Origin of the sequence: Singulisphaera photorubra (assembly GCF_045290345.1) — a bacterium.
In the GTDB taxonomy this organism is placed as follows: Bacteria; Planctomycetota; Planctomycetia; order Isosphaerales; family Isosphaeraceae; genus Singulisphaera.
Genome location: NZ_CP155447.1, coordinates 2,509,421 through 2,533,208, shown reverse-complemented (window position 1 = coordinate 2,533,208; position 23,788 = coordinate 2,509,421). Strand labels below are relative to the sequence as shown.

The following is a 23,788-nucleotide window of genomic DNA, read 5'->3' as shown; positions in this document are numbered from 1 at the left end:
ATGCGAAAGCGACCCAGACCCGACCAGATCGCCAAGATCCTCCGCGCGGTCCAGGCGGATCTCCAGGCCGGATTGAACATCAACCAGGCGTGCCGCAAGGGTGGCATCGGACTGACGACCTACTACCGTTGGAAGGCGCTCCAGGAGAACCCAGTATCGGGTGAACAAATCAAAATTTCCGAACTTGAAAATGAGAACGGGCGTCTCAAGGAACTCGTCGCCGAACTGGCGCTCGACCGCCGCATGCTCCAGGAGGCATTGAAAAAAAAGCCATGACCGCCGCACGTCGCCGCACGATCGTCGCCGAGTTGTGTGACGCCTTCGACGTCTCGCAGCGCCGCGCCTGTCGCGCCCTGGGGGTCAATCGCTCTGGCCTGCGTTACGCCCCCATGCACAGCGACGAGCGACTCGCGTTGGCACTCCGGATCGAGGTATTGGCCGGCGAGCACCCTCGATACGGCTACCGCCGGATCTGGGCGATGCTGCGTCGCGAGGGATGGTCCGTCAACAAGAAGGCCGTCCACCGGCTGTGGCGGCAGTCGGGCCTGAAGCTAGCCGGGCCGCGGGCCGTGCACAAGCCGAGGCGGCCGCACGGCCAGGACATCAATGGATGCCATCTCCGACCGTCGCTCGGAAAAGACGATGTATGGACATGTGATTTTATTTTCGACCGTACCAGCGACGGTCGGAGCTTGAAGTGGCTGAGTCTAATCGATGAGTATACTCGTGAATGCCTGTCGCTGGAGGCACGACGGGGCATGACGGCCGAGGAGATCCGGGAGATCCTCTCCGAGGTGGTGGCGAGGCGAGGTGCCCCGCCGCATCGGGTTCGCAGCGACAACGGGCCGGAGTTCGCGGCGGAGGCGGTGCGCTCGTACCTGGAGGAATCGGGCTCGGGAACGCTCTACGTGGCGCCCGGGAGCCCGTGGCAGAACGGGTTCGCGGAATCGTTCCACAGCAAGTTGCGCGACGAATTCCTCGAGTTGGAGGAGTTCGAGAGCGTGCCTCAAGCGCTGGCGTTGGCGGCGCTCTGGAAGGAGGATTACAATACGGAACGCCCACACAGTTCGTTAGGCTATCTGACACCAACCGAATTCTCGGCGACACGCGAGAGGTACATGCCTATCGAAGAAGAAGAGGAGCCCCATGACGCACCACCTACTGAACAACTGCGCGGATAGATTCCCATTAAGGCTGGACCAAGAAATGGGGAGCAGGCCAGGTGCTCCGATTGCACTACCGTTTTGTTACCGTTTTGCGCTCGAGTACCGCGTTTTTTTGCCGGTATTTGTACCGGTTTGACGGGTTTTGCAAATCTCAGCCGGTTGGCGTAAAATACTGCTGTCGCCAAGGTTCTGGTGAGAATGGCGGGATCTCTGAGCACCCTCACACGGTGGAAGTCGCTGGTTCGAATCCAGCGCCGCCCATTACTCCTAAAGCCCTTGGGAACTAAGGTTCTCAAGGGCTTTCTGCTGCGGTGTTGACGGTTCAAAACCGCTATTAACAGTCCGGTTGCACTGTTTATAAATAGCGGAATAACGCAAACCATGAGGCGGCCGGCCAAAGCGCTTTCCAGTGCAAAGTACGGTTGCTGGGTGACCGGTTCAGTCGGCGAGATGTGTCGGACGAAGTCCAGTAGGGCCAACCGGCCCCTTACCTCTGCTCACGGATCTGATCCACCCGCCAGGCGAGAAACAGGCCACCCAGGCCCAACTCCACCGGGGCTACGAACGCGTGATGACCTTGAAGGTCGCCGAGGGCTACATAATCTTCGGGCCGATCACGGAATTCGATCTGGAGGAAACCGAGAAGCTCTGTTGGCTCGGCAATTCAGAACAAGAGAGCATTCTCCAATCGCGGAAATCTGAACAGTGCGGGGCCTCGCATGAATTCACATGCGAATCAATTCCACATCCATAATCTTATCAATATTGCGACAACAACATTGAGAATGTCACAATTTCCTTTCGACGTACTGGAGACTGCCCGACGCATCGGATTGAGACCCTAGATCATCCTGGCCGCTTTGCTTTCGCCGGCTCTGCTTCCGGTTCCCAACGGCGTCATCGTCGGGGGTCAGCGTCCTCGGCGGGAGCGAGAGCGGGGGCAGGAGCGTCGGCCTCGGGAGTCCCCGTCTGGGACCTGAAGTTGCGGCGACGAACGACCTGGATCGTGGCGAGAGCCGGGAGGAGGGCCAGGCCGACGGCCGAGGCGGCCAGGCCGATCCGAAACGACCAGGGATCATAGACGAATACGAGCTTGTGTCGGCCGGTGGCGACGGCCGCCCCGCGCATCGTCCGATTGGCCCGGAGGATCGGGGCGGCTCGGCCGTCGATCGTCAGGCGCCAGCCGGGGTAGTGGGTGGCGGCCAGGATCACGAGGCCGGGGCTCGTCAGTCGCGCGTCGAGCTCGACGCGGAGTGGCTCGTCGCGGGTCACGGTCACCGACTCGGTCGATCCCGGCGGCTTCGGGCCCAGGACGCCCTGCAGCGCCTTGCGGTCGTTGGTCTCGATCCAGGCCATGGTGCGAGGGTCCGCGACCCGGCGACCGGGCTCCGACCAGAAGAAGTCGTTCGCGTAGGCGATCTCGTCGACGAGCCGGGTGCGAGAGTCGGGGTCGGTCGCGGGGGCGACGATTCGGGCGTGGTGGACGATCCAGGCGCGGGGGTAGGCGTCGTTGTTGCGGAGGAGCTGCCAGTCTTGCCGCTTGGCCCAGCCGGAGCGCCCTCCCGGGGTCTTCGCCAGGGCGGCGGCGGCGGGGGCGATGAGCTCGGTGTTGGGGACGAACGAGGCGTAGCCGCGAGCCTCGGTGTTCCAGCCGTCCTGCTTCACCGGCATGATGAAGTACCGCGTGCCCCAGAGATCGAAGCTGCGTCGGGGGGCGACGAGGACCGGATGGTCGGGCGTCACGCCGAGGGCCTTGACCGCCGCGCCGTGGGCGGGGAGGAGCCGAGGGTGAAAGTTGAGGAGGTGGTCGTCCAGTTCGAGGACGCCGGCGTGCACGGTCCGTTCGAGGCCGAGAGGAAGGCCGTAGAGCCCCTGCAGCGTGCCGCGTTCCCAGGCGGTGAGCTCGCTGAGCCGGTCGGGCGAGGACGCGGCCAGGAAGCGTTCGGGATGCCAGAGAGGGAGGCGATGGATGCGGAACGGCCCGGCCGCCGGTTGGGATCGTTCGGCGGCGGCGATGCGTGCGGCGACCTCGGGCGTGGCGTCGAAGATCGTGTTCGGGGCCGTCCAGACCAGCCGACCGTTGGCGGCTCCCAGGTCGGCGGTCGTGACCAAGAGCGCCAGGGCGCCCGCCAGCCGCGGCCGACGCGGCCCCCACCGGGCCAGCACCAGGCCAAGGGCCAGGACCACGGCGGCGTGAGCCAGCGCCCGTTGGGTCTCGATCCAGGCGCCGCGCGGGTCGGCGGGCCCGCTCAAGGCGTTGCCGGGGATTCGTCCGGTCAGGACGGCGACCGCCTGGTGTCTGAAGAGCAAGGCCAGAGCCAGGGCCCCGACGCTCAATGCCAGGGCGACGACGCAACGTCGAGTCAGCCGGCGATCCCGCCCGGCCGTCGCCTCATCCCAGCCGACGCCGGCCAGGACGGCCCACGCCGCGGCCGAAAAGGTGAACAGCTTGCTCGGATACCGAAAGAAGCCGTAGCCGGGAAAGGCCGCCGCCAACAGGGTGGAGACGCTGCCGTACCCATCGTCGACGAAGCCGTCGATCCGAGGCATGCTGTACAATGGGTCGTGAGCCCCGAGCATCGCCCCAGCGCCGGGGATAGCCCGGACCCACCAAAGTGGACTGGCGAATCGTCCGAAACCGGCCGCGAGGCCGACCACGACGATCGCCGTGAGCCAGGCTCGCCAGGGCGGACCGCGGCGAAGCCCGACCGCCCCCAGCCCGAGCAGCAGCGTCAGACCGCCGACGTAGAGCGAGTGGTGCCACAATTGCCGGTCGTTGTGGGGCGGAATCGCCTGGATCCAGCTTTGGTTCTCCGGGAGCCACAATCCGAAGACCGAGGGCCACAGACACTCGACCAGCCGCCAGGGCTCGACGCTGAACTTGGTGAACGCCAACGCCGAGCTCTCGCCCGTCCGATTGCTCGCCGCGGTGAACTCCGCGGTCGGAACGATCTGCACCGCCGAGACGAGCAGCGCCAGGCCGGCCGCCCCCGCGAGTTGGAGCAGGCGCGACGGGCCTCGGTCCGAGGATTCGCCCGCCGCCGAGCGGTCCGCGCGGGCGATCCTCCAGGTCCAGAGCCACCAGCCCACGCCCCCGGCCCAGGCCGCGGCGGCCGGGATCCAGATCGGATTGATCCAACCGCCGATGCTCCGTCGGCTCCAGGCCCCGACCAGGGTCGCCACGATCCAGAACCCGACGAGGGCCGAGGCCAGCAGCAGGCCGCGGCCCCCGCCAAGAAAGAGCCGCAGTCGTTCTCGCCAGGACGTCAGGGCGAGATACCCCAGGCCGCTGAGTACCGTCAGGTAGGCCGCCTGGGGATCGCCGCCCAGGACTTGAAGCGACAGGACCACGGCCAGCTCGAGCCACGCCCAGGGCCGTCCCTGCCGAACGATCCCGTCGACGGCGCAAAGGCCGAAAGGAAGCCAGGCCGCGCCGACGAGATAGATGGGATTGCTATAGAGGAGGAGAACCGGCGTTCCGAAGCCGTAGCTGAGCCCCGCCAGGCCGGCGCCGACGGGGCTGACCCCCAAAGCACGTGCCAGCCGATACATCCCCAGCCACGCCAGCACCGTGTGGGCGACCACGTAGAGGCGGGGGGCCCAGGAGGCCGAGAACGTCAAGTAGAGCAGCTTGCCCGGGTAAAAGACCGCGGCCGTCGGGCTGCCCAGCAGCGGCTGGCCCCCGTTCTGCCACGGATCCCAGAGCGGCCAACGCCCCGCGTTCCACTCTTGCGCCACGCGCTGATCGAGCGGACTGTAATAATGCGCCGCGTCGCGGAACGCAAACTGCTCCCCCTGGAACAGGGCCGCACGATCGGCGGCCGCCAGCAAGACCAAGGCGCATCCGAAACCAAACCACGAGAAAGGGATACGTCGCATGCCGATCACTCTCCACGGGCAAGGCTGCTGCTGAGCGAAGGACCACTCCGGCGCAAGAGGAAGCCCCCGCCGACGACGGCCCGGCCCGGCCCGGCCTGTCGGTGGGGAGCGTACGCTCGATCCAAGATCGCCTGGAACGCGTTCTTCACTTCGCAAGCTCAGGCGGCGGCCCCGCCTTCTGTCAGCCGAACAGGGCGGAAGCTACCACCGAACCCCAGGTTTCTCAAGAGGCGAACTGGTGGCCAGGCACCCAGCGAAGGCTAATCCATATTTCGCTGAAATTCACAGACGCGACGACTGAAGTGCCTGGCCACTCGGCCCGCGCCCGTTATTCGGGTCCCAGGCAGAGGCGGAAGATCACTTCGGTCAATTCTGGCCTGGATCGATGACGTCGATCCCGTCGAACGCCCGCCCGAGATTGGTTCTCCCTCGGCCAAGAAGAACATCTCGCCCGCCGAGAAGACGATGCTGCTACCCCACGGGCGTCATGCTCCGAGCGACGGTCGGCGAGCCGCAGCCTCCCCTCGGGGTCGATCAAGAACGTGACGGCGACCGTATCGCCACGCGTCTCCTCTTCACGGCTCTCGGCAAGCCACGAAAGTAGGTCATTTATCGATTCGATCCAGCTCCCTCCTGGTGATCCAACGGCACTCGATCAGATCGACTTCATTCCGACGTACTGATAGAGCTTGCTCCTCCTGTCGAATGAGCCCCGAGATCCTTCGGCCGTCATATCTCGATACAAAGCGATTCCTGCCAGAGGCCCAGATGCCCGACGCCGTGACCGCTTTTTACCGGCAGGACAACGATCTCCTGCCGCCCCGAGAGGACGAAATCAAGAAGGTCGTCGACAACAAGAAGGCGCATCAAGCACGGCGTCCGGTTCGCACCCCTGGGGGCGACATTTACCTGGAACCGCCGCCCACCCAACAGTGTCAAGGGTAAGTGGTCCACCTGGTAACCGGAGCCCGGCGACCGGAGAATAAGGGCTTACGGGCAGGACGAATTGCCCAAGCTTGAAGATGGCATTCACCGACACTCTAGCGCCTGGTGTGGAAGAAGGGTAATTCAGATGGAAGAGTCTCGGCTCTATGAGGTCCAACTCAGACGGCTGCGTTTGATCAGAGATGCAACCGCCGCAGGGCTGATTTGCTGGCAACGAAGTGAGGATGACCAGGACTATTTCAACAGCGTATCCGACCTGATCGCCACCTACATTCAGTTTCGATTCCCGTCGTACAACGACGATGTGGGCTCGGATCGGGATTACGTGAGGATCGGCGAAGATCGGTTTATGATCGGCACGCCCGGTTGGTGGCTAGTGGTGGAAATCCTCGCCGCCGGTCTCCCCGATTGGCGGAATCATTTGCAGTCGATTTTTGCACATTATGAGTTCGATATTCGGCGGCTTACGACGGCCTTGGAGCATCGTGGCACCTAACCGAATGAGGCACGTGTAACAACGGCGGGAGGCGGAAGCGACGTGTCAGATGATCACGGCAACCCCGCCACGCTCATCTCCCGCTACCGGGCGATCTCCACGCAGGACTGCGAGGAGCTTCATGCGACCAATCATATACTGATCCTATACGCATAGCGAACGCTCAAAGCGGGTAGCACTTGCCCGATCTTAGGCCACAGGAGACCTGCAAGGGCTCATCATCGGCGATCGACGATAACCTCGATCAGCACCACGGCCAGGAGGAGGCCAAGGGTCCTCAGCGTCGTCCGACGATCGACCCGGCCCTTCGCCTCGCCCAGCCCGAAGTGGGGGCCGAGGCCATGCCAGAGGAAGAGCCCGCTGGGCACGCAGATGAGGCCAAAGGCGATCAGAGTCCACCGGGCAGCCCCATAGCGTAACAGGTCACCTGCGTCCCCCACGCCCTCGAGCGACCCGACGCCCAGGTAGGCCCCGTTGGAAATCAAGCAGAACCCGGCGAAGAACCGGAGCAGGTAAGTTAAGCCGGGGCAGGCCAGTTTTGAGAGGGCCGAGACGCAGAGCGGCAAGAGCGTGCCAAAGATCGGACCGCCCCAGATGGTCAGCAGTGGGTGGTGATCGTGGGTTGCGTCGGTGCGGGAAATCGTCAGGGGATGGAGGACGACCCGATCGACCCTCTCTCCGCTGCCCCAGGCCGTCAGGACATGTCCGGTCTCGTGAACGACCTGCATGCCCAGCCAGCAGAGAGCCAGGGTCGAGACAATCAGCGTGATCTGGTAGAGACGAAACATCCCCACCCCGGCTCAGCGCCTTTGTGGAATCGATCGGCGTAGCCTCGGACCATCCGGCACCGAATCGATTGTGGGAGAGATCATTTCATCGTCGAGCCATTTTCCCCGATTCATCTCGCCGTCCAGGACCGCAGGGCGAACTCATCCTCACCGACCCTGACGAACGGAGATAACTCGCCGCTCTTTTCGATGTCCTTGTTGAGGGCTTTGCGAACACTGGACTCACTCGCCCGCCAGAGTTTCATTTCCATGATCTGCGATGCCAGCCAATAGCTGCTCTGGCCTTCCCTATGATCTTCGAGAATGTACCGACAGGCATCCAGAAGGGATTCTATCATTGGTTCACCCAAACCTGTTCACAGAATGCTGCAGCCTGACCTACGAAGTTTACACCCGACATGGCTGCTAACCTTAGTTTTGTGAGCATGGGTCCGTCAAGTTTCGTTCCTGATTCAGCCGTGCCATTCCATTCATTCGGGCGGGAGGGGAATTCTTGCGTCTCTGAGGCCCCTGGAAAGCCATCCCCACGAAGAACCGATCATCCAGGCCAGAGCACCTCCTTGAGCCGACAGGGTAACAGCGTTGAAGCCATGGTCGATTACGGGCGCACCGCCCCATAGCACGAGTGCTATTGCGAGAAACGTCAACGGATGACGCACTGCCCCCACGCCGACCGCCACGGAGACTGCGGCACCGACCAGGAAGTCAACCTGCTTGTTCCGTGGCGGGAACGGTTCCCAGATTTCCGAAGCAAGGACCGATGCGATCGCCACGATGACCACCCAGCCCATCAGCTGCCTCAACTTGTACCGCAAGCGTGGGAGCCGCATGGCTAGGGCCTCATTGGCGCAGATCGTCAAATCTCGTGGCTGTTCCATCCTTCACACTGCGGGATGGGACACCATTTCTGTAGTCCATCCCGGGTTCTGTCGCATTCGAGGCAATCGCCTTATTTTGCCTGAGCAACACGGTTAATGTCGAGCAGAACAATGACGAAGAAGACCGGAGGAACGAGGACCACAGGACGGAAGGATGAGACCCAACCGGCATCCTTCGAACAGTGGTTTCCCACCATCACCCGCTGGGTCACGCAGGAGGAGGGCTGGGTCGAGATCGGGGCCGACGACGACAGCCATTCGTTTGTCAGGGCTCTCTATGGAGGCGGAATGGTCTGGGAAGGGACGGATGTGTACGGGTCGCTCGACGAAGCATTGCGAGCGATGGAGGCGGGCATCGCCGCATGGCTGGAGAAGTATCGCCCCAAGGAACTACGTGGTCTTGGAACCCTGCCAGGAATCGGCGGATCTCGAACTCGAGCCGGTCAGGCGGGAACGTCAGCAAAGCTTGGAGCCGGGGAGCGCCCCAAGCCAAAACTTTCTCCTGGCACTCCCGATCGATCACGTCATGGAATGCATAAGTCTTCGAAGACGAAAGCACGGCCCAAAATCAATGTCCGAATGAAAGCAGACGCCGCCCCATCGGTCCCACGGCCGATCGCTGAGAAAGTTCGCAAATTGGAGGAAATTGCCGAGGCGCTCCGACAGAAGGAGCACTTCTCCATCACTCGGCTCACGACCCTCAAGGGGCTATGCAAAGACACCAAAGCCGCCGAGGCGTTCGCTCTGTTCCTGGCCCGCAAGATCCAGAAGAGGATGCGGGACAAGGAGGCTCCGAAACAATACCGAGCACTGGTCAATCGGGCCGTGAAGGAGATGAAGACCTACCTCGACGAGCCGGATGAGGAAGGCAAGAAACGTCTCTATTCCCTGCTTTGGGAGATCGCGGCGGAACAGGACGAGTACGAGGACATCCCGTGGGGAGTCGTTCGGATCGTCAAAAGCTTCGATCTCCTGGTAGTCGAGCACGCCCTAAAGGCCGTGCTCACGAGCCACGAGGCATCATACTGGCTCTACCATGCCGCTCGTGATTACACCGGGAAGACCGACAGGTTGGTGCCCAAATCGGCCCTGATGGTCGAAGAGATCGCATCGTTCTGGCGGAAGTTTTACGGCCTCAATCGGTGAACAGGGAACCGTGACGGACCGAATCATAGGGATGATGGCCCATTCTGGATCACCGCTGACCCATCGGAGGAAAAGTCCCAGGATCACGCCCAACTTCGACTCGTCGCCCGCCCCATGCCATACTCCCTGCTCGACGTGGCAAGGAAGTCAACGGTCGGCATCCGGGAAGCCTCCTGGATTGATGCTTCCTGCGACCGGCGAGAAGGCCCGATCCTGCAATTCCGTCCCAAGAACAGGCGATCATCGCACCTTCCTGAGGCGAAACGAGTGAACCGATGCGAGACATGTTTGCCCATCACCGATCAAGAGCAAGACTCAAGGTGGGGTGAACAGGCCAGGATTGCTTCCTCCAGTCGCTCTTCATCAACGTCCCACCAACCCCGGAGAGCGATCAGTTCCGGGTAGAGCCGAGGGTCGGCGATCAGTGAGGCGGCCTCGACCTCCATGCTCCAGACCGATTTCGATGACAGTGCCTCGAGGAGAGGCGAGATCACCCGCAGATCCTTTCGGCGGGCCAGACCGACCAGCGCCTCGCAGCGGGTATCGTCGTCCTCGTCGGTGAGCCGTTCGGCGAGGGCAGCTCGCAAATCCCGCGTGTCCACCTCGACCTGTGTCCCCAACGCAAAGCAGGCCCAGTCCCGGATGGAGGTTTCCTGGTCCCTGGTAAGTCCGATCAGGACCTCGATGGCGAGAGCGTCCTCATGCCCCATCATGGCGTGGACGACGCCCTCACGCACGTCAGGATCGGCATCGTCTCGGAATCTCGCCGCAGGCCCGATGGCCTCGGGCGATCCGAGGTGCGACAGCGCAAAAAGGATCGAACTGATGACGCCGTGGTCCTGCTCGGCCTCCAGCATGGCCAGGAGGATACCCAGGCATGGATCGGGGAACGTACGCTCCGGCAGACCGAGTTGCCCGAGGACGGCCGCCCCCAGTTTACGTTCGACGGGGCAGAAGCTCCGGCATAGCCCCGAGGACCGATCGAAGACCTCCCGAGTGCCTCGCCATCTCAGGACCCAGATGGCGTCCCAGGCGTGATCCTCATCGGGTTCGCTGAGGGCCGCCGAGATCAACTCGTCCACGGATCGGGGATCATCGTAAGGCGACTCCATCGAATTCCTCCGTCAGCAGGCTTGGAAAATTCAGACGTTCCAACCGTCGAGTCCCGGAGGCTTGGCGAGGAGGGTCGGGAGTTTCGCCACCCGGAGCGAGACGAGTTCCCGACTCTCGGGGAGGTCATTCTCCAGTCGTCTGGCCTTCTGCCACTCGGGCTCGCCCTCCAGCCGGGCCACGGCCTTCACGACCCGATCTTCCACGAATTCGGCGGTGAGGGTCTTGGAGAGGAAGTCGAGGTTCTCCGGCTTCCATCCCACGTCGGGGATCAGGCTGTCGTTCTCCCACAAACAGGGGCCGCCCCCACCTTGGCCCGGCGTCCATCGTCCGAACAGAGGGTTCTCCCCTTCGAGGTACATCAGTCCCGAGCAATACTGGAGGGCCGCCACGGCCCGACCGGGTGTGTCGAGCGTCCACCAAGGCTCCCAGAGCAGGTCGATCCCGGGCATGATCAAGCCGACCGAGTTGAACCGACTGATCCAGCCGTAGGCCGGTGTCTTTTCCCCCTCGTAGGCGAATCCTCGCTCGGCATCGAGCCGCTCCAGGAAACTGTCACGGATAAACTCGGAGATGGCATCCCGTTGCTGCGGAGTGACCATCTTCTCAAGGATGTTGCCCCTGAGTACGCCCTGATGGAACTCGGAGTCGCTATGCGAGCATTCCTGGTTCTGCATGAGCGAGGCATGCCAGTGCATCAAGCAGACCGGGAAGAGGTAGTTGAAGAGGTCTTGCTGGAGTTCGACGTAGGCGAGGTCAAGGTAATAATACCGCAAGTCACCGAAGTCGATTTGATCGTAGCGAGTCCTCGCCAACCGCTCCAACTGGTAGCTGGAGTCATCGAATTGGCGTTCCCACACGCTTTCGGGCGGCCTGGGATGATTGAAGATGCCCCTTGCCCGCTTCCAGGTAATCAGACTTTTGTTCGGTTGGCGAAATTTAAACACGTCCTAATCCCTTCCCAGGCTGGATGTCGATGCGAGATGCCCACTCGACGACCAGATCCAGGTACGCCTCCCGGACCTCGGAGAAGACCCTAACGTTCGGAACGTGGTTGACCTCCAGCAGGTGCCGGGAGCCGTCGGGGGCGACGATGTAGTCCACGCCGACGATCTCCAGGCCAAAGTGGGCGGCCAGGCGGCGACTGTCGTCGAGTAACTCAGGGTCGATCGGCATGAAGGCGGCGTCCTGGTGATGAATCGACTGTAGCCAGCCGTCGCCCGCCATGCGGACTTGCCAGGCACGCTCGCCGACCAGGACGATGCGGACGGCTTCCCCCTCGACGTATTCCTCGAACAGAGTGGGCTGGGTGGTGTTCCAGGAACCGGAGAAGCGGGTTTTATCCTCGCCGCAGTGCCAGTTGCCCCACTTGGCGACTCGCTCGGAATCAGTGACGACGATCGTGCCTCGGTCGGCATAGCCACGGGGAACATGGCCGAAGCGGGTGACGGCCATCGCTCGTACCAGCCCTGGCAGCCGGTGCCTCAGGTCCATCATGCCTCGGGCACCCGGCAGGCACGGCCCGCCCCACAAGGCCAACGCCGTGATGAAATCGAAATCGTCCTCGAAGATGGCGTGGAAGACGGCCCGCCCGATTGGGACGAACTGGTTCATCCGATGGGGATGCTCGACCATGAGCCGCCCTCGGTCCACCTGGATACGAGGCAGGGTCTCGAAGGCGAGGACCGGCTGGGCGCAGCGACCTCGGAGTTCGCTGGTCTCAGGTTCGTCCAGCCCGACGAGGAGGATCGATTCCACGGCCAACACCTCCGTCCAATCTGCCAGCGGTCGAGTTGAGTGCGACCCTACTCAGGATTGCGTTCGGTAATTAACTTGGATGCAGTCGTGAGCACCGAGGTTCGAAAGCGCCTAAAATCAAACGGGACAGACAGACCCACGGCCTCACCTGTTCAGCAGGCCACGGACAGCCGGGTTGTGCTGTCGACAATGTCGCTCCTTCCCGACTCCTTCACCACACACCAATGACTCCGGGAGTTGCAGACACCTCAGGTGGGAGGCCGGGGAGAACCAGCAAAAGAGGCACTCAGTCGCCGATCGAGATGAATTCGCCAATCCCTCCCTCTTGCCCGCTTTACGAGCCTGGCCACCAACCACCCTCTCTTCCGTTGTCTCGAAAGGAGAAACCGTAGAAAGCTGAGGTCTTTGCAATGGCATGTCTGGCACAGGATAAGCACGATGAGATGCTCTTTCAGACCGAGATCATACATGGCTATACGCGTCACCGCCCTTACCCTCGCGTCCTTGGCAATGCTGCTCTTCGCCGCGAGCGAACTGCTTGTTGCGATCCCTGTTCCCTGGTGGCTGTATGTGGCGGCTACGGCGATGTTCGCCGTCGGACTGCTGCGAAAAAGACCACCAGGGCAGCAGCTTGGGCGGCTCGTGATCTTGATCTCCATGTGTGTGGTCGCATCCGTCCTGCACCTCACGCCCTGGTCCAGCCGCAACGGCTTTCTCAAAGACCTTTACTCCATCCGGCCCGGAATGAGCGTGAGCGAAGTCAAAGCCATGATGGCGGGTTACATCGAAGGAACGGGCTGGCCGACGAACCCACTCACGAAGCCACCGGTTCCGCCTGGGGAGTTCACGATTCGAGGGGCCCTCGTATTCCGTCACTCCGAAGAGCCCGCCTACAATTCGGATTGGGGCATCGTGAATTTCAGGGATGGTCGAGTCACGGGGGTCGAGTTCAGCGCGGATTGATGTGCCCCTGTCAATGACAAATCGGGTATCACCGACAAGCCCTCAACAGCGAACCGCCGCCTCCCAACAAAAAATGGCTTATGCGTCCAGAATGAATCAAAGACGCCAGACAGGTGGCCGGCCGATCGGTTCTTGAAAAGGCCCTCTAGCCCATCCAGGAACCAGTTCTTCCAGTGACTGTTCTGCACCGGGTTGTTCAGGTGCGGCTTAGCCAACTCGGCGATTGTCCTGTCCTGCTGGGCGGCAATCAAGGCGACCTTCGCCTTGATTGCCGCCGAGTGCCGGTTGCGGATTCGTCCCATACCTCTCCCTCGGTAAGTCCTCCCTCAAGGACAACTTACCGAGGGGTCCGAAATCCGGGATCCACGACAGTTGCCCGAGGACCAACCAGTGCACTCAGCGAGATGAGTTCGAAGCCAGGCGGCCCTACCGACCGATAATGCATTTCACGGATCTCACCCACCTGACTCGGAACGAGTTGGCCACCGCGAGGCCCGGCTCCATCGGGAAGCCGAACGCCTGACAATTCGGCCAACTTAACAGGCATGGTCCTGTTCGGCTTACGCAAATTGTGCCAAGAGTCAGGATTACCCCCGAAAGTCCGAGCGCCTTGCCGTCGATGCCGACTGCAACGGGTCCCACTGGCTCGCGAACGATGAGGTTCAACGATGAGTCGCGTGCGTGTGCCGATCCCTCGCTCCCATTCCAGCGTCCCCAAGTCCATGACGAACAACGACCTGGCCGAGGCGTTCCCGGCCGGCACCGATCTATCCCCCTCGAATGGCTGTTAGCCCCCTGAATGAGCATCTGTTAATTGATAGTTCGATGAGGTGTTCGCCAACGGGCAACGCAATAAGACATAACCATAAAACGCATTCACGTTCCATCGCTGGCCGTATCGCTCCCCCCTCCTTATGACAGAGGTGCCGTCTTGAAATCGTTCCGCAGTCTGCTGGGACCGATCGGTCGAAGGCCCCGCGGGAACTCTTCCTGCTGCCGTCCGGTTCTGGAACCGGTCGAGGATCGCCTGGCCCCCGCGGTGCTGGTCGAGCCTCCGGTGATCAGCAGCCAGAACGGCACGCTCCAGACCACTCTGGAGGAGTTGGAGACGCCCGCGCTGATCGAGGGCCAAGCGGTCACCGGCACCATGACCTACAACGGCAGCTTCGCGGGCGTGACGCTGAAGGCCCATCCGGGGGACCTCCTCGACCTCAAGCTCGTGAACCGGCTGTCCGAGCAGACCAACCTGCACACTCACGGCTTGCATGTGTCTCCCGTGGGGAATGGAGACAACCCCTTACTCCAGATTGCCCCGGGGGAGTCCAACGATTACCGGATCCAGATTCCCGCCGATCATCCCCAGGGAATGTACTGGTATCACCCACACGAGCACGGCCTGGTCGATGACCAGATCAGGGCGGGGCTATCCGGCATGCTCGTCATCGGACGGGCCGACGGGGGAGCGCCCGAACTCGACGGTTACGAACAAGCACTCCTGGGGATCAAGACCATTTCGAGTTCCGGTGGCGCCCCACTCTTCAGCGGACTCGACACGCCTGCCTACTATTCGGTCAACGGCCAGATCAAGCCGACCATGACCATGGCTCCGGGCGAGATTCAGGTCTGGAACGTCGCCAACCTCAGCTTCGAAAGCTATTTCCGCCTCCAGTTGGACGGCCACCAGCTACACGTCGTAGCCCAGGACGGCAATCCACTGACGAGGGTCCAGACCGTCGACTTCATCGACCTGGTGCCGGGCAGCCGGGTCTCCTTCCTCGTTCAGGCCAGGACGACACCCGGCAGTTATGGCTTCCGGACCCTCGGGTACTTCAACGGCTTCAATAGTGCTTTCGCCGAAACCCTGACGACACTGGAGGTGAAGGGCACCCCGGTGGCCGCCTCGCTGCCCACGACGCTGACTCCGCCCGCGAACTATTACGAAGACCTGGGCGCGGCGATTCCCGCCGCCGAGCGTTCCATCCTGTTCCAGGAGGACAAGGCGAACCTCGTCTACTCCGTCAACGGGCAAACCTTCCCGAACGTCCCGGCAATTACGGCCCGGCTCAACACGGTGGAGGAATGGACCCTCCTCAACGACACCTCCGAACTCCACCCGTTCCACATCCACCAGAACGGCTTCCAGTTGATGTCGGTCAATGGCAGAGCGGTGCCCGCCGACGGCACACCGATGCTGATCAACGCGACGGCCCAGTACACCGAGGGATTCACGCCGGCCAGCGAGGCGGATACCCCGCCCCAGTCGGAACAGTTCATCGGCGGCAGCTTACTTGACACGGTGAATATCCCGGCCAAGGATCCGGTCACCGGCGAGCCTGGACGGGTCGTCATCCGATTACGCTTCACGGACTACGTCGGCACCGTCGTCTATCATTGCCATATCCTGTTCCACGAAGACCACGGCATGATGGGCCTGATCCGGCTGGCCCCCGAGGTGCCGACTTACGCCGTCGCGGCCAACGCCGGCAGCCTCCCCCGGGTGAATGTCATCGACCCCATCACGGGCCAAGTGGTTGGCGATTTTCTGGCCTACGAGCCCTCGTACCGGGGCGGCGTGAACGTGGCGATGGCCGACGTCAACGGTGACGGCGTGAACGACGTCATCACGGGGCGGGCCCGCGGCCTTCCCCAGGTCAAGGTGATCGACGGCAGGAAGCTGGGCTGGGTCAAGGCCGCCTCGCGGGTGATCCTGCCGGATGCCCTGCTCGGCGATTTCCTGGCGTTCGGCCCCCATGCCAAACACGGCGTTTCCGTGGCGGCCGGGTACCTTGACGGAGACGATAAAGCCGATATCGTCGTCGGCGAAGGGGATGGGGGAAGGCCCGGCATCCGGGTCGTCGATGCGACCAAGCTGGACCAGGTGGGCCGTAACCGGTTGATCCAGCCGTCAGCGCTACTCCACGACTTCCTGGCATTCGGCGCAGGGACGCGGTCCGGCGTGAGAGTCGCCACCGGAGACATCAACGGCGACGGCCGGTACGACCTGATCGCAGGCGCCGGCCCGGGGGCCGCGCCTTGGGTCAAGGTGTTCAGCGGGGCGGACTCGAGCCTGCTTGCCAGCGTCCTCGTCGACGACTCCAGCCACCGGGGCGGCGTATTCGTGGCCGCGGGCAACGTCAAGGGCTTCGGCTACACCGACGTCATTACAGGGGCCGGGCCGGGTAGCCAACCGCTCGTGAAGCTGTTCTCCTACGAGAGCGAAACGATGTCCCATGGCAGCCATGCCGCCGCCACCACCACCCACACGGCGACGAAATCAGGGCTGACCCAGGTGGATGCCTTCCTCGCCTATGGCCGGCGTTTCCGGGGCGGTGTCCGGGTCGCATCGCTGGCCGGAACGCGCCCCCTGGCGCCGTATGGCAGCAGCCGCGACGACATCGTGACCACTCATGCCGTGGGCAATGGATTGCGCCGAACCCTCTTCGCGACAGGCAGCATGAAACCAGGCTCGAGCACGCACGGATAGCAATCGCGCGACGCGGGCGACTTGGCTCCGAGCAAAGCGCCCGCGCCGTGACACCCCACCTCCGACTGGCATCCCATCCAGACACCAGCAATCTTCAATTCATCAACAAGCAAGCCCGAGGTGCGGGATCACGGCTGAGCGACCGGCCGGCATCAGCGTCAACGGAGACCCCACTGCCAACGTATGAGCAAGGGCGTCACTTACTTTTCAGGGATCCGCCCCCACTTCGGTCGACACTTTCCCCGCCAACAAGTCGAGGAGGTGTTGTTTTAGCATCGCGATATGAAGACGGAGATGGTAAAACTCCTTCATATAACTTAACGGCACATCGACGTGGGCCACTTGGTACTCGATATCTTTCAGACGCGCGAGTTCCTCGTTCAGTTCGAGGCCCGGCAGGCCGGGGATCAGTCTTCGGTCGATCTCTCGGAGGTCGGAATACCAGAGGTAGATCTTCCGTCTTGTCCGCCAGCGCATCAGCGGAGGAGTGACACGGAGCAACGGCATCATCAGCATGATCATCGGGATGAGCATCACCTTGGCCCGATCGACGAGCGATGCCTGCCAGAAGGGGAGTAGCCGCTGCAGCACGGGCGGGCCGGACCTGTAAAAGTGCCTCGCGTCCTCGCTCACGGAGAAATCGCAATACGATGCGGAGGGGAACTCGCCAGGATCGGAAACCGCATCCCCCTTGCCGTGAATGCGTCTCGCGGCCGTAAGCAAGAGGGGGACCAGAGCGGGGTGAATGTCGCTACGGACGACCAGCATGGCGGTTGGCGCCAGCAGGGCGATGTCCCGCCCCGGGATGTTCCGGCCCAGATCCACCAATCCTGCCGGCACGTTGACCGGGGAAAGGAATCGGAAGCGGCGATGATAGGCCTCGTGCTGGTCGAAGTTCAGCAGCCTTACACGAGCATCGCGCAGCAGGCTCTGGATGTAATCCGCCTCGAAGGCGGCCACGAAGAACGCGGCATCCAGTTTTCCCTCCGCCAAGGCCTTGGCGGCGACAGCGACATCCTCCTGGACCAGCACGGCCGGCGAATTCTGCTCGGGGGAACCGGAGTCGATCAGGCCGTTGGCGGCGAGCATCTGCTTGGCGATGGCGTAGGTTCCGCTGCCCGACGGACCGACACCGACGCGTTTGCCCGCGAGTTGGCTGAGCCGCCCAAGTTCCTTGTCGCCGCGGTAGAAGACCCACAAGGGCTCACGATACAGGCTGCCCAGGGAGTGAAAGCGTTCTAACTCCTCAGGATTGGCGAGGCCGCTCTGAACGATCGCGGCCACCACGCCCGAGCCGTCCTCCCCCAGCAAGCGCAAATTCTCCACCGAGCCCGCCGTCTCGCGCACCTCGACCGTCAGGCCCTCCTTCTTCATTTCCTCCGCATATTTCTGTGCGTAGTGGAAATAGGCTCCATTCTGGCCGCCACTCGCGATCACGATTTTGCGGGGAGGGGGCGGCTCGACAAAGATCATGTACGTCGCGACGAAGATCGCCAGACAAGAACCGAGCACCCAAAACCACACGGCGATCGCAGGCCTGCCGTGGCTGCGAGACCTTGACGTCATCACTGGGGACCAAGACAAGAAGGGCAAGACCTGAGCTCCTTGGGAGAAGATAAAAATGGATGGTCGTCCCGACGCCGAAACCTCCCAAACCTCGGACCGGCAGGAAGTTTGGGGATGCTCTGATTCTAATCCACTTCGCGTGCCGGCTCCAGAAATCGGCGGCAGGACAATTCTCCTAAACACACGAACACGCGTCCCCCGAACTGCAATCCTCCCCATGAGAGGGTCGCCACGCGGGAAACGGACGGGTAAGCCCCTATCGCCGGGCCGTGCGTGGAGTACGAAGGTGGCCACGTCCTTCACCGTCAGGTTGCGTTCTGATCCTGGATCGTTCTGTCTTTCACATGGCGACAATAAAATCGATGTCAACCAACTTGCCGACGGCTCAAAATTTGCATATCTAAATTCATAGACGCCGAAAGTCGAGCGACCTGTGAGGAGAGGCGTCTGGCAAACAAGGACCAAGAGGCCAAGATGTCACCAAAGGAGACAAGATAGGCCTCAGTCCGCGAACAAGAGTGCCTTCCAGAGGCCAGGAGACCGGCTTCCCAACGACACCAGACCGCGAGCGGAATGACTGCGCGGTTCCAAGCAAGCAAACAATATTCATCTCGAAACCGCTTGAGACGACTGCGGACAGGGACGTTCAAAGTTCGCGTCGAGACATAGAAGCCGAGTCGTGCCAACGCCCAATCGGTGCGGCAGAACCGCAAGCAAGGGCGAGCGACTCGCAGGCGTAGCGGGAAGGAGGCGGGCCAATGGTGCAGCGACTAACCGGCCTCGGCCTCGGCGTTGGTTTGATGTATTTCTTCGACCCTCGAGTCGGTCGGCGACGACGGGCCTTGCTGCGTGATCAGTGTATTCACAGCATGCACGAGATCGAAGCAATTCTCCACATCGTCTGGCACGACCTGAGAACCAGGGCCTCCAGGCTCTCCGCCGAGGCGAGGGCCATGTTCTCGGATGATTTCGCCCCTGACGACGTGATCGAGGCGCGAGCGCGGGCGGCCCTGGGACATGTTGTCTCACACCCGAGATCCCTCCGAGTCGTCGTGCGAGACGGACGAGCCATGCTTTCCGGCCCGATCCTGGCCCATGAGGTGGAAACCCTCATGGAAACAGTCAGAACGGTGCGTGGAGTGCTCGTCGTCGAGAACCAACTGGAGGTCCACCAGCAAGCCGGCGACCACCCCGCGTTGCAGGGCGGGTCGTTGCGGCCCCACATCCGCCGTGGAATCGCCGAAGAGTACGGGAGGCCTGCGACCACGGCTCTCATCGGCCTGGCCGGCGGAATGCTGATCGCGCAGGCGATCAAACACAAGCACCTGGCGAGCCTGGCCGTCGGCGCCTTATGCGTCGGCCTGACGGCTCGTGGTCTGGCCAATGCCTCCGCCGAAACTCAAAGCCGTTGCAGGGACGAGCGGGGGGGCGTACCCCGGGACAGTTCCAGTGGCGCAGGCGTGACCGGAATGATGGCAACTCGAGTCGGCCCCTGAATAGGGAGCGACCGAGAACGACCAGACACAGCGAGACTTTCACTGTAACAGCGATCACATCATGCACAAAAACCGCATGACCTCTGACTTTCAAGGCATGTTCAAAGCCAAGGAGATGGAATCATGCACAAGACTAAAGAAAGAGGAAACGGATCTGCGAAAAAGGGGAACGAGACCGAATTGCGGACGACCGATCGACTTGAGGGACGGCAATCGACCCTTGCTCCTCGAGCGATGACAACGGCATCTCCGTGGTTGGGCGACCCCTTTGCCGTCATGCACCGGTTTGCCGAGGAGATGGGCCGGGTCTTCGAGGGCTTCGGGGTCGGCCCCGGCGCGCTGATGCCTTGGTCGCCCGAACGTCGACCCGCGCCTCGGGGCGAGGGGTTCGACCTGGCTGGCTGGTCACCCGAGGTCGAGGTCTTCGAACGCGGCGACCGAATGGTGATCCGCGCCGACCTACCCGGCTTGAACAAGGACGACGTTCAGGTTGAAGTCACGGACGAGGCTGTGTCGATCCGAGGCGAGCGACGGAAGGAGTACGAGGAGCGTCGTGAGGGTTTCTTTCACACCGAGCGCTCGTACGGAAGCTTCTACCGCACGATTCCGCTGCCCGAGGGGGCGAAAATCGATCAGGCCGATGCAAGCTTCCGTGACGGAGTTCTCGAAGTCACCGTCCCTGCATCCCAGCGGGAGACGAACCCTGGCCGACGCCTTGAAATCAAAGGATGAGCGTCGGCATCGCCTTCGCCGAGGATGACGGCCAGCTCACCCCGACCACCAGGGCGTGAGCGAATCGCCTATCGTTTATAGGTCCCGATGAGTTCCGCATGGGCAAGGATGTGCCCCTGCATGGCCTGGATCAGGGCTCCCTTATCCAGCCCCCCTGCCGCTTGCAGTGGCGCATCGAGCGCGTAGAGGCGGAAGTGGTAGTGGTGAGTGCCATGGCCGCGGGGTGGAGCTGGGCCACGATAGCCGGCTCCGCCCCACGAATTCTTGCCTTGCAATGCGCCCGTGGGGGCGTTCGGCATCGGCGTCCGAGGCAAGCCCTCCGGGAGGGTGTGGATGCCCCCTGGAATCTTGTAAATGACCCAGTGAACCCAAGGCTCGGCCGTGGGTGCGTCGGGGTCGTCCACGATCAGTGCCAGCTCGCGGGTCCCGTCAGGCTGGCCCGACCAAGTCAGGGGCGGCGAGACGTCCTCACCATCCTCGCCATACCGGCGAGGGATCGCCTGCCCGTCGTCGAAAGCCTTGCTGCGGATCGTCATGTTCATCGACGGATCCCCTTTGCACTGCTCCACGGTCCAGGGTGGTTGATTCAACCTCACAAGACGTATGCGTGCGCAAGTTCAGGGCTGGACTCTGCGCGTCCCGTCCGTTCGGCGGCTCGGATCGCGCCGAACACCTCGATTGCCAGGGGGATGGTGGTCAGAACACCGACAAGCATGAGTGTCCAGCCGACGGACTTGCGCTGTCCCTCGGACAGGCGGTCCGCCAGCAGGAGACCGAACCCAGCGCCCAGCATCCCGCGCGTGCCGGCGATCAGGGCAAGTTCCGGCATGGTCATTCGGATCTCTCTCATGGCAAGCGTCTCCATCGAGTCGACCGGGTCCTCAGGTCCCGGAGTTCGTCGAATGGAAGGACAAGGCCGCAATTCTCGGGCCCGAGAGCCTCGTTTTGGCACGACGAAGCGACGGTCAAACCGAATGACGCCGCTCGACCTGGAATCCTTCCGGATCGAGACGGGCCTTGGTGGCCATCGCAAAGGGAGGGCGAGGCAGACGATCACCGCTCAGGCCGACGGAGAAGGGCTCGCCCTCTGAAAGGGGGATCGCGGATGGCTGCGTGACCTTCCTATCTCAAACCAGAAGGTCGTCGTCGTCTCGATCCGGCTCGGGCCTCGTCGCCTTTCTCACTTTCTTCACCCGACCCTCTCCATCCCCCGAAACCGTGGTTTCCGCCACGGTCCCATCCGGCTGAAAGTATTGCCCCAGGGTGGCCTGCACCTTGTCCAGCCGGTCCTTGCAGATCGTGTACGCCTTCATCGCCTTCTCGACCTTCGGGACGAGTTGATCGATGTCCGGTTCATTCTGTCCCGAGAGCCAGTCGGCGGTCTCCTTCAAAACCCGGTAGTTCTTGTTGAAGCTGGTGCTGTCCAGATCGCTGCTCATCAAACACCTTTCCTATCAAATTCTCGATTTGCGACCGGCACGTTCCCGTCGTGGAACTGCACGGTGAATTCCGCATTCCTCAGCGCAGCCTCCCGGCTCGTGATAGGCCGGTTTGCCGTGTCCCTGACGATCGAGAAACCTCTGCGGAGTGTAGCCTGAGGCCCCAGCCCGACGACGATCCGGGCGTAACTTTCCACGCCGTTCTTTGCGACCTCGGCCGTCGTGACAGCGCGTCGAGCCATCGAAGCGAGTGACTCTTCCAGATTGACCGAGGCTGCCTTGACCCAGCGGGCCGCGTCTCTGGCCACCTGATTTTGTCCGTGCTCAAGCTCGGAGGCCACCGCCTCGATCTTCGCCGTGGCCTGCAACGCGATGCTATTGGCAGCCTTCTCGATCGTCGCGGTTTGGGTTCCGAGTTGAAGCTGGGAGCGATGAGCGATCGTCTCCATGGATTGCCTGAGTTGGAATTCCGCCTCGCCGAGCGTTTGCTCGGCCTGGTCCACCAAACGGGTCCAGCCGACTTCCAGGGACTGGCTCGCCTCTCGCAACTGATAATGCGTGGCCGTTCGGACGACGGACATGAACTTCCGGTGGTCGTCCTCGGCTTGCTGCGTCATCGAACGGACCCCAGCCTCGAGCCGATCGGCCTGAGTGGCGAGGGCCGTGCGCTCTCGGGTGAGAATGCGAGCGACTTGCAGCTTGACCTGAGCGAGCGCCGTGATTGCCGCCAGGGCGTTGTCCCGGATCGTCGTCGTGAGGAACAGAGCGACCTTCGACGGCGTATCGAACCGGCGATGAGCGACCTCGTCCAGGATCGTCGAATCCCGCTCATGGCCGATGCCGGTCAGCACGGGAATCGGCGAACGACAGACGAGTTGAGCCAACTCGAGGTCATTGAGCCAGGCCAGGTCCGTGACCGACCCGCCACCCCGGATGATGACCAGAACGTCGAACGGTCGCTGGCGGTGGGCGCCGAGGGCCTCGTTGATGGCAACGCGGATCGAGGACGGGGCGTTCACCCCTTGAAACGTCGCCCCAAAGAAGAGAAAGTCGCAGAGCCCGGCATGTTGGAGCCGGTCGGTCTCGCGCCGGAAGTCGCCCAGGCCCGCCGAGCTCTCGGGGCTGATAACGGCGACCCGAACGAACTCGACAGGGGCGGGAAGGTCCTGGTTCCGTTCGTAAAGATCCGCCCTGACGAGCCATTCCCGGATCCGGGCAAGTTTGGCGGCAAGATCCCCAACCGTATAGGACGGATCCACGTCCTCGATGATCAGGTCCAGACCGAACAGCGGGTCGAACCGGACCTTGACCAGGCAAAGGATCTTGATGTCGGGCTTCAACCCCTCGCCGGTCGCCTCCGTGAACTTCTGCGTGATCGCCGCGGCTCGGCTCTTCCAGATGACCGACTTCGACTGGGCGAGAATGTCGCCCTGTTCGTTTCTCTGGGTCAACTTCGGATAGAGATTCCCGTTCTTGCCCGACAGCTCGCTAATCTCGGCCCGGACCCAGACCGCGACCGGCATCCCTTCCTCGATCACCCCTCGCACCTGACTCAATAAATTCGAGAGGGAAATACCCTTCTCGGATTCGACATCAGGGCTCGACACCAAGGTGGAAAGCGTCGGGGCCAGGAAGTCTTTGGGAACCCAGCGTTTGAGAGGATCAAGGTCGGCTCCTGGCGGGGCGTACCAGAGCTTCTTCTGGGAATCCCAGCGGGCACCAAGGGCCTTCGCGTCCTCCTTCTCGACGAAGGGGACCCGCAAATCGACACGAGGGTTGAAAGTCATGCGGATCGCTTTATGAGGCCAGGCTTCGCCACCCTGCGAAACACCGTCGCCATCGAAGCATAGACCCGCACACGGGTCAACGCGAACCGCGCAAAACAGGCCCACAGCGATTTTTTCGATCCCCCTCGCGTTACCCAAATTCCCTGAACGGAAAA

At 62.4% G+C, this 23,788-nt stretch carries 22 protein-coding genes; 10 read left to right on the top strand and 12 right to left on the bottom strand.

The window, feature by feature from the left end; all coding sequences use genetic code 11:
* Together V5E97_RS09645 and V5E97_RS09640 are read left to right on the top strand one after the other, a co-directional pair.
* On the top strand, positions 1–276 hold the full coding sequence (locus V5E97_RS09645) for a transposase (protein ID WP_406699111.1): 276 nt from the start codon (positions 1–3) through the stop codon (positions 274–276).
* A complete protein-coding gene (locus V5E97_RS09640) occupies positions 273–1,181 on the top strand; it encodes an IS3 family transposase (protein WP_406698230.1) in 909 nt (302 codons plus the stop codon). Before V5E97_RS09645 ends, V5E97_RS09640 begins: the two co-directional genes overlap by 4 nt.
* 882 nt (positions 1,182–2,063) lie before the next feature.
* Here V5E97_RS09640 and V5E97_RS09635 read toward each other — a convergent pair.
* Complete coding sequence (locus V5E97_RS09635) at positions 2,064–5,045, bottom strand: hypothetical protein (RefSeq protein ID WP_406699110.1); 2,982 nt, start codon at positions 5,043–5,045, stop codon at positions 2,064–2,066.
* Between the two features lie 768 nt (positions 5,046–5,813).
* On the opposite strand from V5E97_RS09635, the gene V5E97_RS09630 reads away from it, so the two are divergent.
* Both V5E97_RS09630 and V5E97_RS09625 read left to right on the top strand, forming a co-directional pair.
* The gene (locus V5E97_RS09630) at positions 5,814–5,990 is read left to right on the top strand and encodes a hypothetical protein (protein WP_406699109.1); all 177 of its coding nucleotides are present in this window, start codon (positions 5,814–5,816) and stop codon (positions 5,988–5,990) included.
* Between the two features lie 127 nt (positions 5,991–6,117).
* Entirely contained in the window at positions 6,118–6,486 is a 369-nt protein-coding gene (locus V5E97_RS09625; protein ID WP_406699108.1) for a hypothetical protein, read from the top strand.
* 218 nt (positions 6,487–6,704) lie between these two features.
* Here V5E97_RS09625 and V5E97_RS09620 read toward each other — a convergent pair whose 3' ends face one another.
* From V5E97_RS09620 to V5E97_RS09610, 3 genes are all read right to left on the bottom strand, one after another.
* Complete coding sequence (locus V5E97_RS09620) at positions 6,705–7,280, bottom strand: hypothetical protein (protein ID WP_406699107.1); 576 nt, start codon at positions 7,278–7,280, stop codon at positions 6,705–6,707.
* A 104-nt stretch (positions 7,281–7,384) separates the two neighbouring features.
* A complete protein-coding gene (locus tag V5E97_RS09615) occupies positions 7,385–7,612 on the bottom strand; it encodes an HTH domain-containing protein (RefSeq protein ID WP_406699106.1) in 228 nt (75 codons plus the stop codon).
* A gap of 132 nt (positions 7,613–7,744) precedes the next feature.
* The gene (locus tag V5E97_RS09610) at positions 7,745–8,104 is read right to left on the bottom strand and encodes a hypothetical protein (RefSeq protein WP_406699105.1); all 360 of its coding nucleotides are present in this window, start codon (positions 8,102–8,104) and stop codon (positions 7,745–7,747) included.
* A 159-nt stretch (positions 8,105–8,263) separates the two neighbouring features.
* Here V5E97_RS09610 and V5E97_RS09605 point away from each other — a divergent pair, with 159 nt between their 5' ends.
* A complete protein-coding gene (locus tag V5E97_RS09605; protein ID WP_406699104.1) occupies positions 8,264–9,298 on the top strand; it encodes a hypothetical protein in 1,035 nt (344 codons plus the stop codon).
* Between the two features lie 302 nt (positions 9,299–9,600).
* Here the strand turns inward: V5E97_RS09605 and V5E97_RS09600 are convergent, their stop codons facing one another.
* The 3 genes from V5E97_RS09600 to V5E97_RS09590 are packed head-to-tail and all read right to left on the bottom strand — an operon-like array spanning position 9,601 to position 12,166.
* Positions 9,601–10,410 (bottom strand): HEAT repeat domain-containing protein, encoded by an 810-nt coding sequence (locus V5E97_RS09600; protein ID WP_406699103.1) that lies wholly within the window; start codon positions 10,408–10,410, stop codon positions 9,601–9,603.
* A gap of 30 nt (positions 10,411–10,440) precedes the next feature.
* Entirely contained in the window at positions 10,441–11,355 is a 915-nt protein-coding gene (locus tag V5E97_RS09595; RefSeq protein WP_406699102.1) for a hypothetical protein, read from the bottom strand.
* Entirely contained in the window at positions 11,348–12,166 is an 819-nt protein-coding gene (locus tag V5E97_RS09590; protein WP_406699101.1) for an ATP-grasp domain-containing protein, read from the bottom strand. The genes V5E97_RS09595 and V5E97_RS09590 overlap by 8 nt, the downstream gene beginning before the upstream one ends.
* Before the next feature lie 468 nt (positions 12,167–12,634).
* Here V5E97_RS09590 and V5E97_RS09585 point away from each other — a divergent pair, with 468 nt between their 5' ends.
* The 3 genes from V5E97_RS09585 (at position 12,635) to V5E97_RS09575 (ending at position 16,613) form a co-directional block, all read left to right on the top strand.
* Positions 12,635–13,129 carry a hypothetical protein gene (locus V5E97_RS09585; protein WP_406699100.1) on the top strand — a complete coding sequence of 165 codons (495 nt, stop codon included), beginning with the start codon at positions 12,635–12,637 and terminating at the stop codon, positions 13,127–13,129.
* Between the two features lie 668 nt (positions 13,130–13,797).
* Positions 13,798–13,920 (top strand): hypothetical protein, encoded by a 123-nt coding sequence (locus tag V5E97_RS09580; protein ID WP_406699099.1) that lies wholly within the window; start codon positions 13,798–13,800, stop codon positions 13,918–13,920.
* Positions 13,921–14,060: 140 nt separating this feature from the next.
* A complete protein-coding gene (locus tag V5E97_RS09575) occupies positions 14,061–16,613 on the top strand; it encodes a multicopper oxidase domain-containing protein (protein ID WP_406699098.1) in 2,553 nt (850 codons plus the stop codon).
* 207 nt (positions 16,614–16,820) lie between these two features.
* Here V5E97_RS09575 and V5E97_RS09570 read toward each other — a convergent pair whose 3' ends face one another.
* Positions 16,821–18,125: a TAXI family TRAP transporter solute-binding subunit gene (locus tag V5E97_RS09570; protein ID WP_406699097.1), complete on the bottom strand. Its 1,305-nt coding sequence runs from the start codon at positions 18,123–18,125 to the stop codon at positions 16,821–16,823.
* 812 nt (positions 18,126–18,937) lie between these two features.
* Between V5E97_RS09570 and V5E97_RS09565 the strand changes: the two genes are divergently transcribed.
* Both V5E97_RS09565 and V5E97_RS09560 read left to right on the top strand, forming a co-directional pair.
* Positions 18,938–19,675, top strand: coding sequence for a BON domain-containing protein (locus tag V5E97_RS09565; RefSeq protein ID WP_406699096.1), 738 nt, complete (start codon positions 18,938–18,940; stop codon positions 19,673–19,675).
* Positions 19,676–19,798: 123 nt separating this feature from the next.
* A complete protein-coding gene (locus V5E97_RS09560) occupies positions 19,799–20,407 on the top strand; it encodes an Hsp20/alpha crystallin family protein (protein WP_406699094.1) in 609 nt (202 codons plus the stop codon).
* A gap of 68 nt (positions 20,408–20,475) precedes the next feature.
* Here V5E97_RS09560 and V5E97_RS09555 read toward each other — a convergent pair whose 3' ends face one another.
* The 4 genes from V5E97_RS09555 to xseA form a co-directional block, all read right to left on the bottom strand.
* Positions 20,476–20,949: a YbhB/YbcL family Raf kinase inhibitor-like protein gene (locus V5E97_RS09555; protein ID WP_406699093.1), complete on the bottom strand. Its 474-nt coding sequence runs from the start codon at positions 20,947–20,949 to the stop codon at positions 20,476–20,478.
* 50 nt (positions 20,950–20,999) lie between these two features.
* Complete coding sequence (locus tag V5E97_RS09550) at positions 21,000–21,257, bottom strand: hypothetical protein (RefSeq protein ID WP_406699092.1); 258 nt, start codon at positions 21,255–21,257, stop codon at positions 21,000–21,002.
* Positions 21,258–21,534: 277 nt separating this feature from the next.
* On the bottom strand, positions 21,535–21,846 hold the full coding sequence (gene xseB / locus V5E97_RS09545) for an exodeoxyribonuclease VII small subunit (RefSeq protein ID WP_406699091.1): 312 nt from the start codon (positions 21,844–21,846) through the stop codon (positions 21,535–21,537).
* Complete coding sequence (gene xseA / locus V5E97_RS09540; RefSeq protein WP_406699090.1) at positions 21,846–23,633, bottom strand: exodeoxyribonuclease VII large subunit; 1,788 nt, start codon at positions 23,631–23,633, stop codon at positions 21,846–21,848. The genes xseB and xseA overlap by 1 nt, the downstream gene beginning before the upstream one ends.
* Between the last annotated feature and the right edge of the window lie 155 nt (positions 23,634–23,788).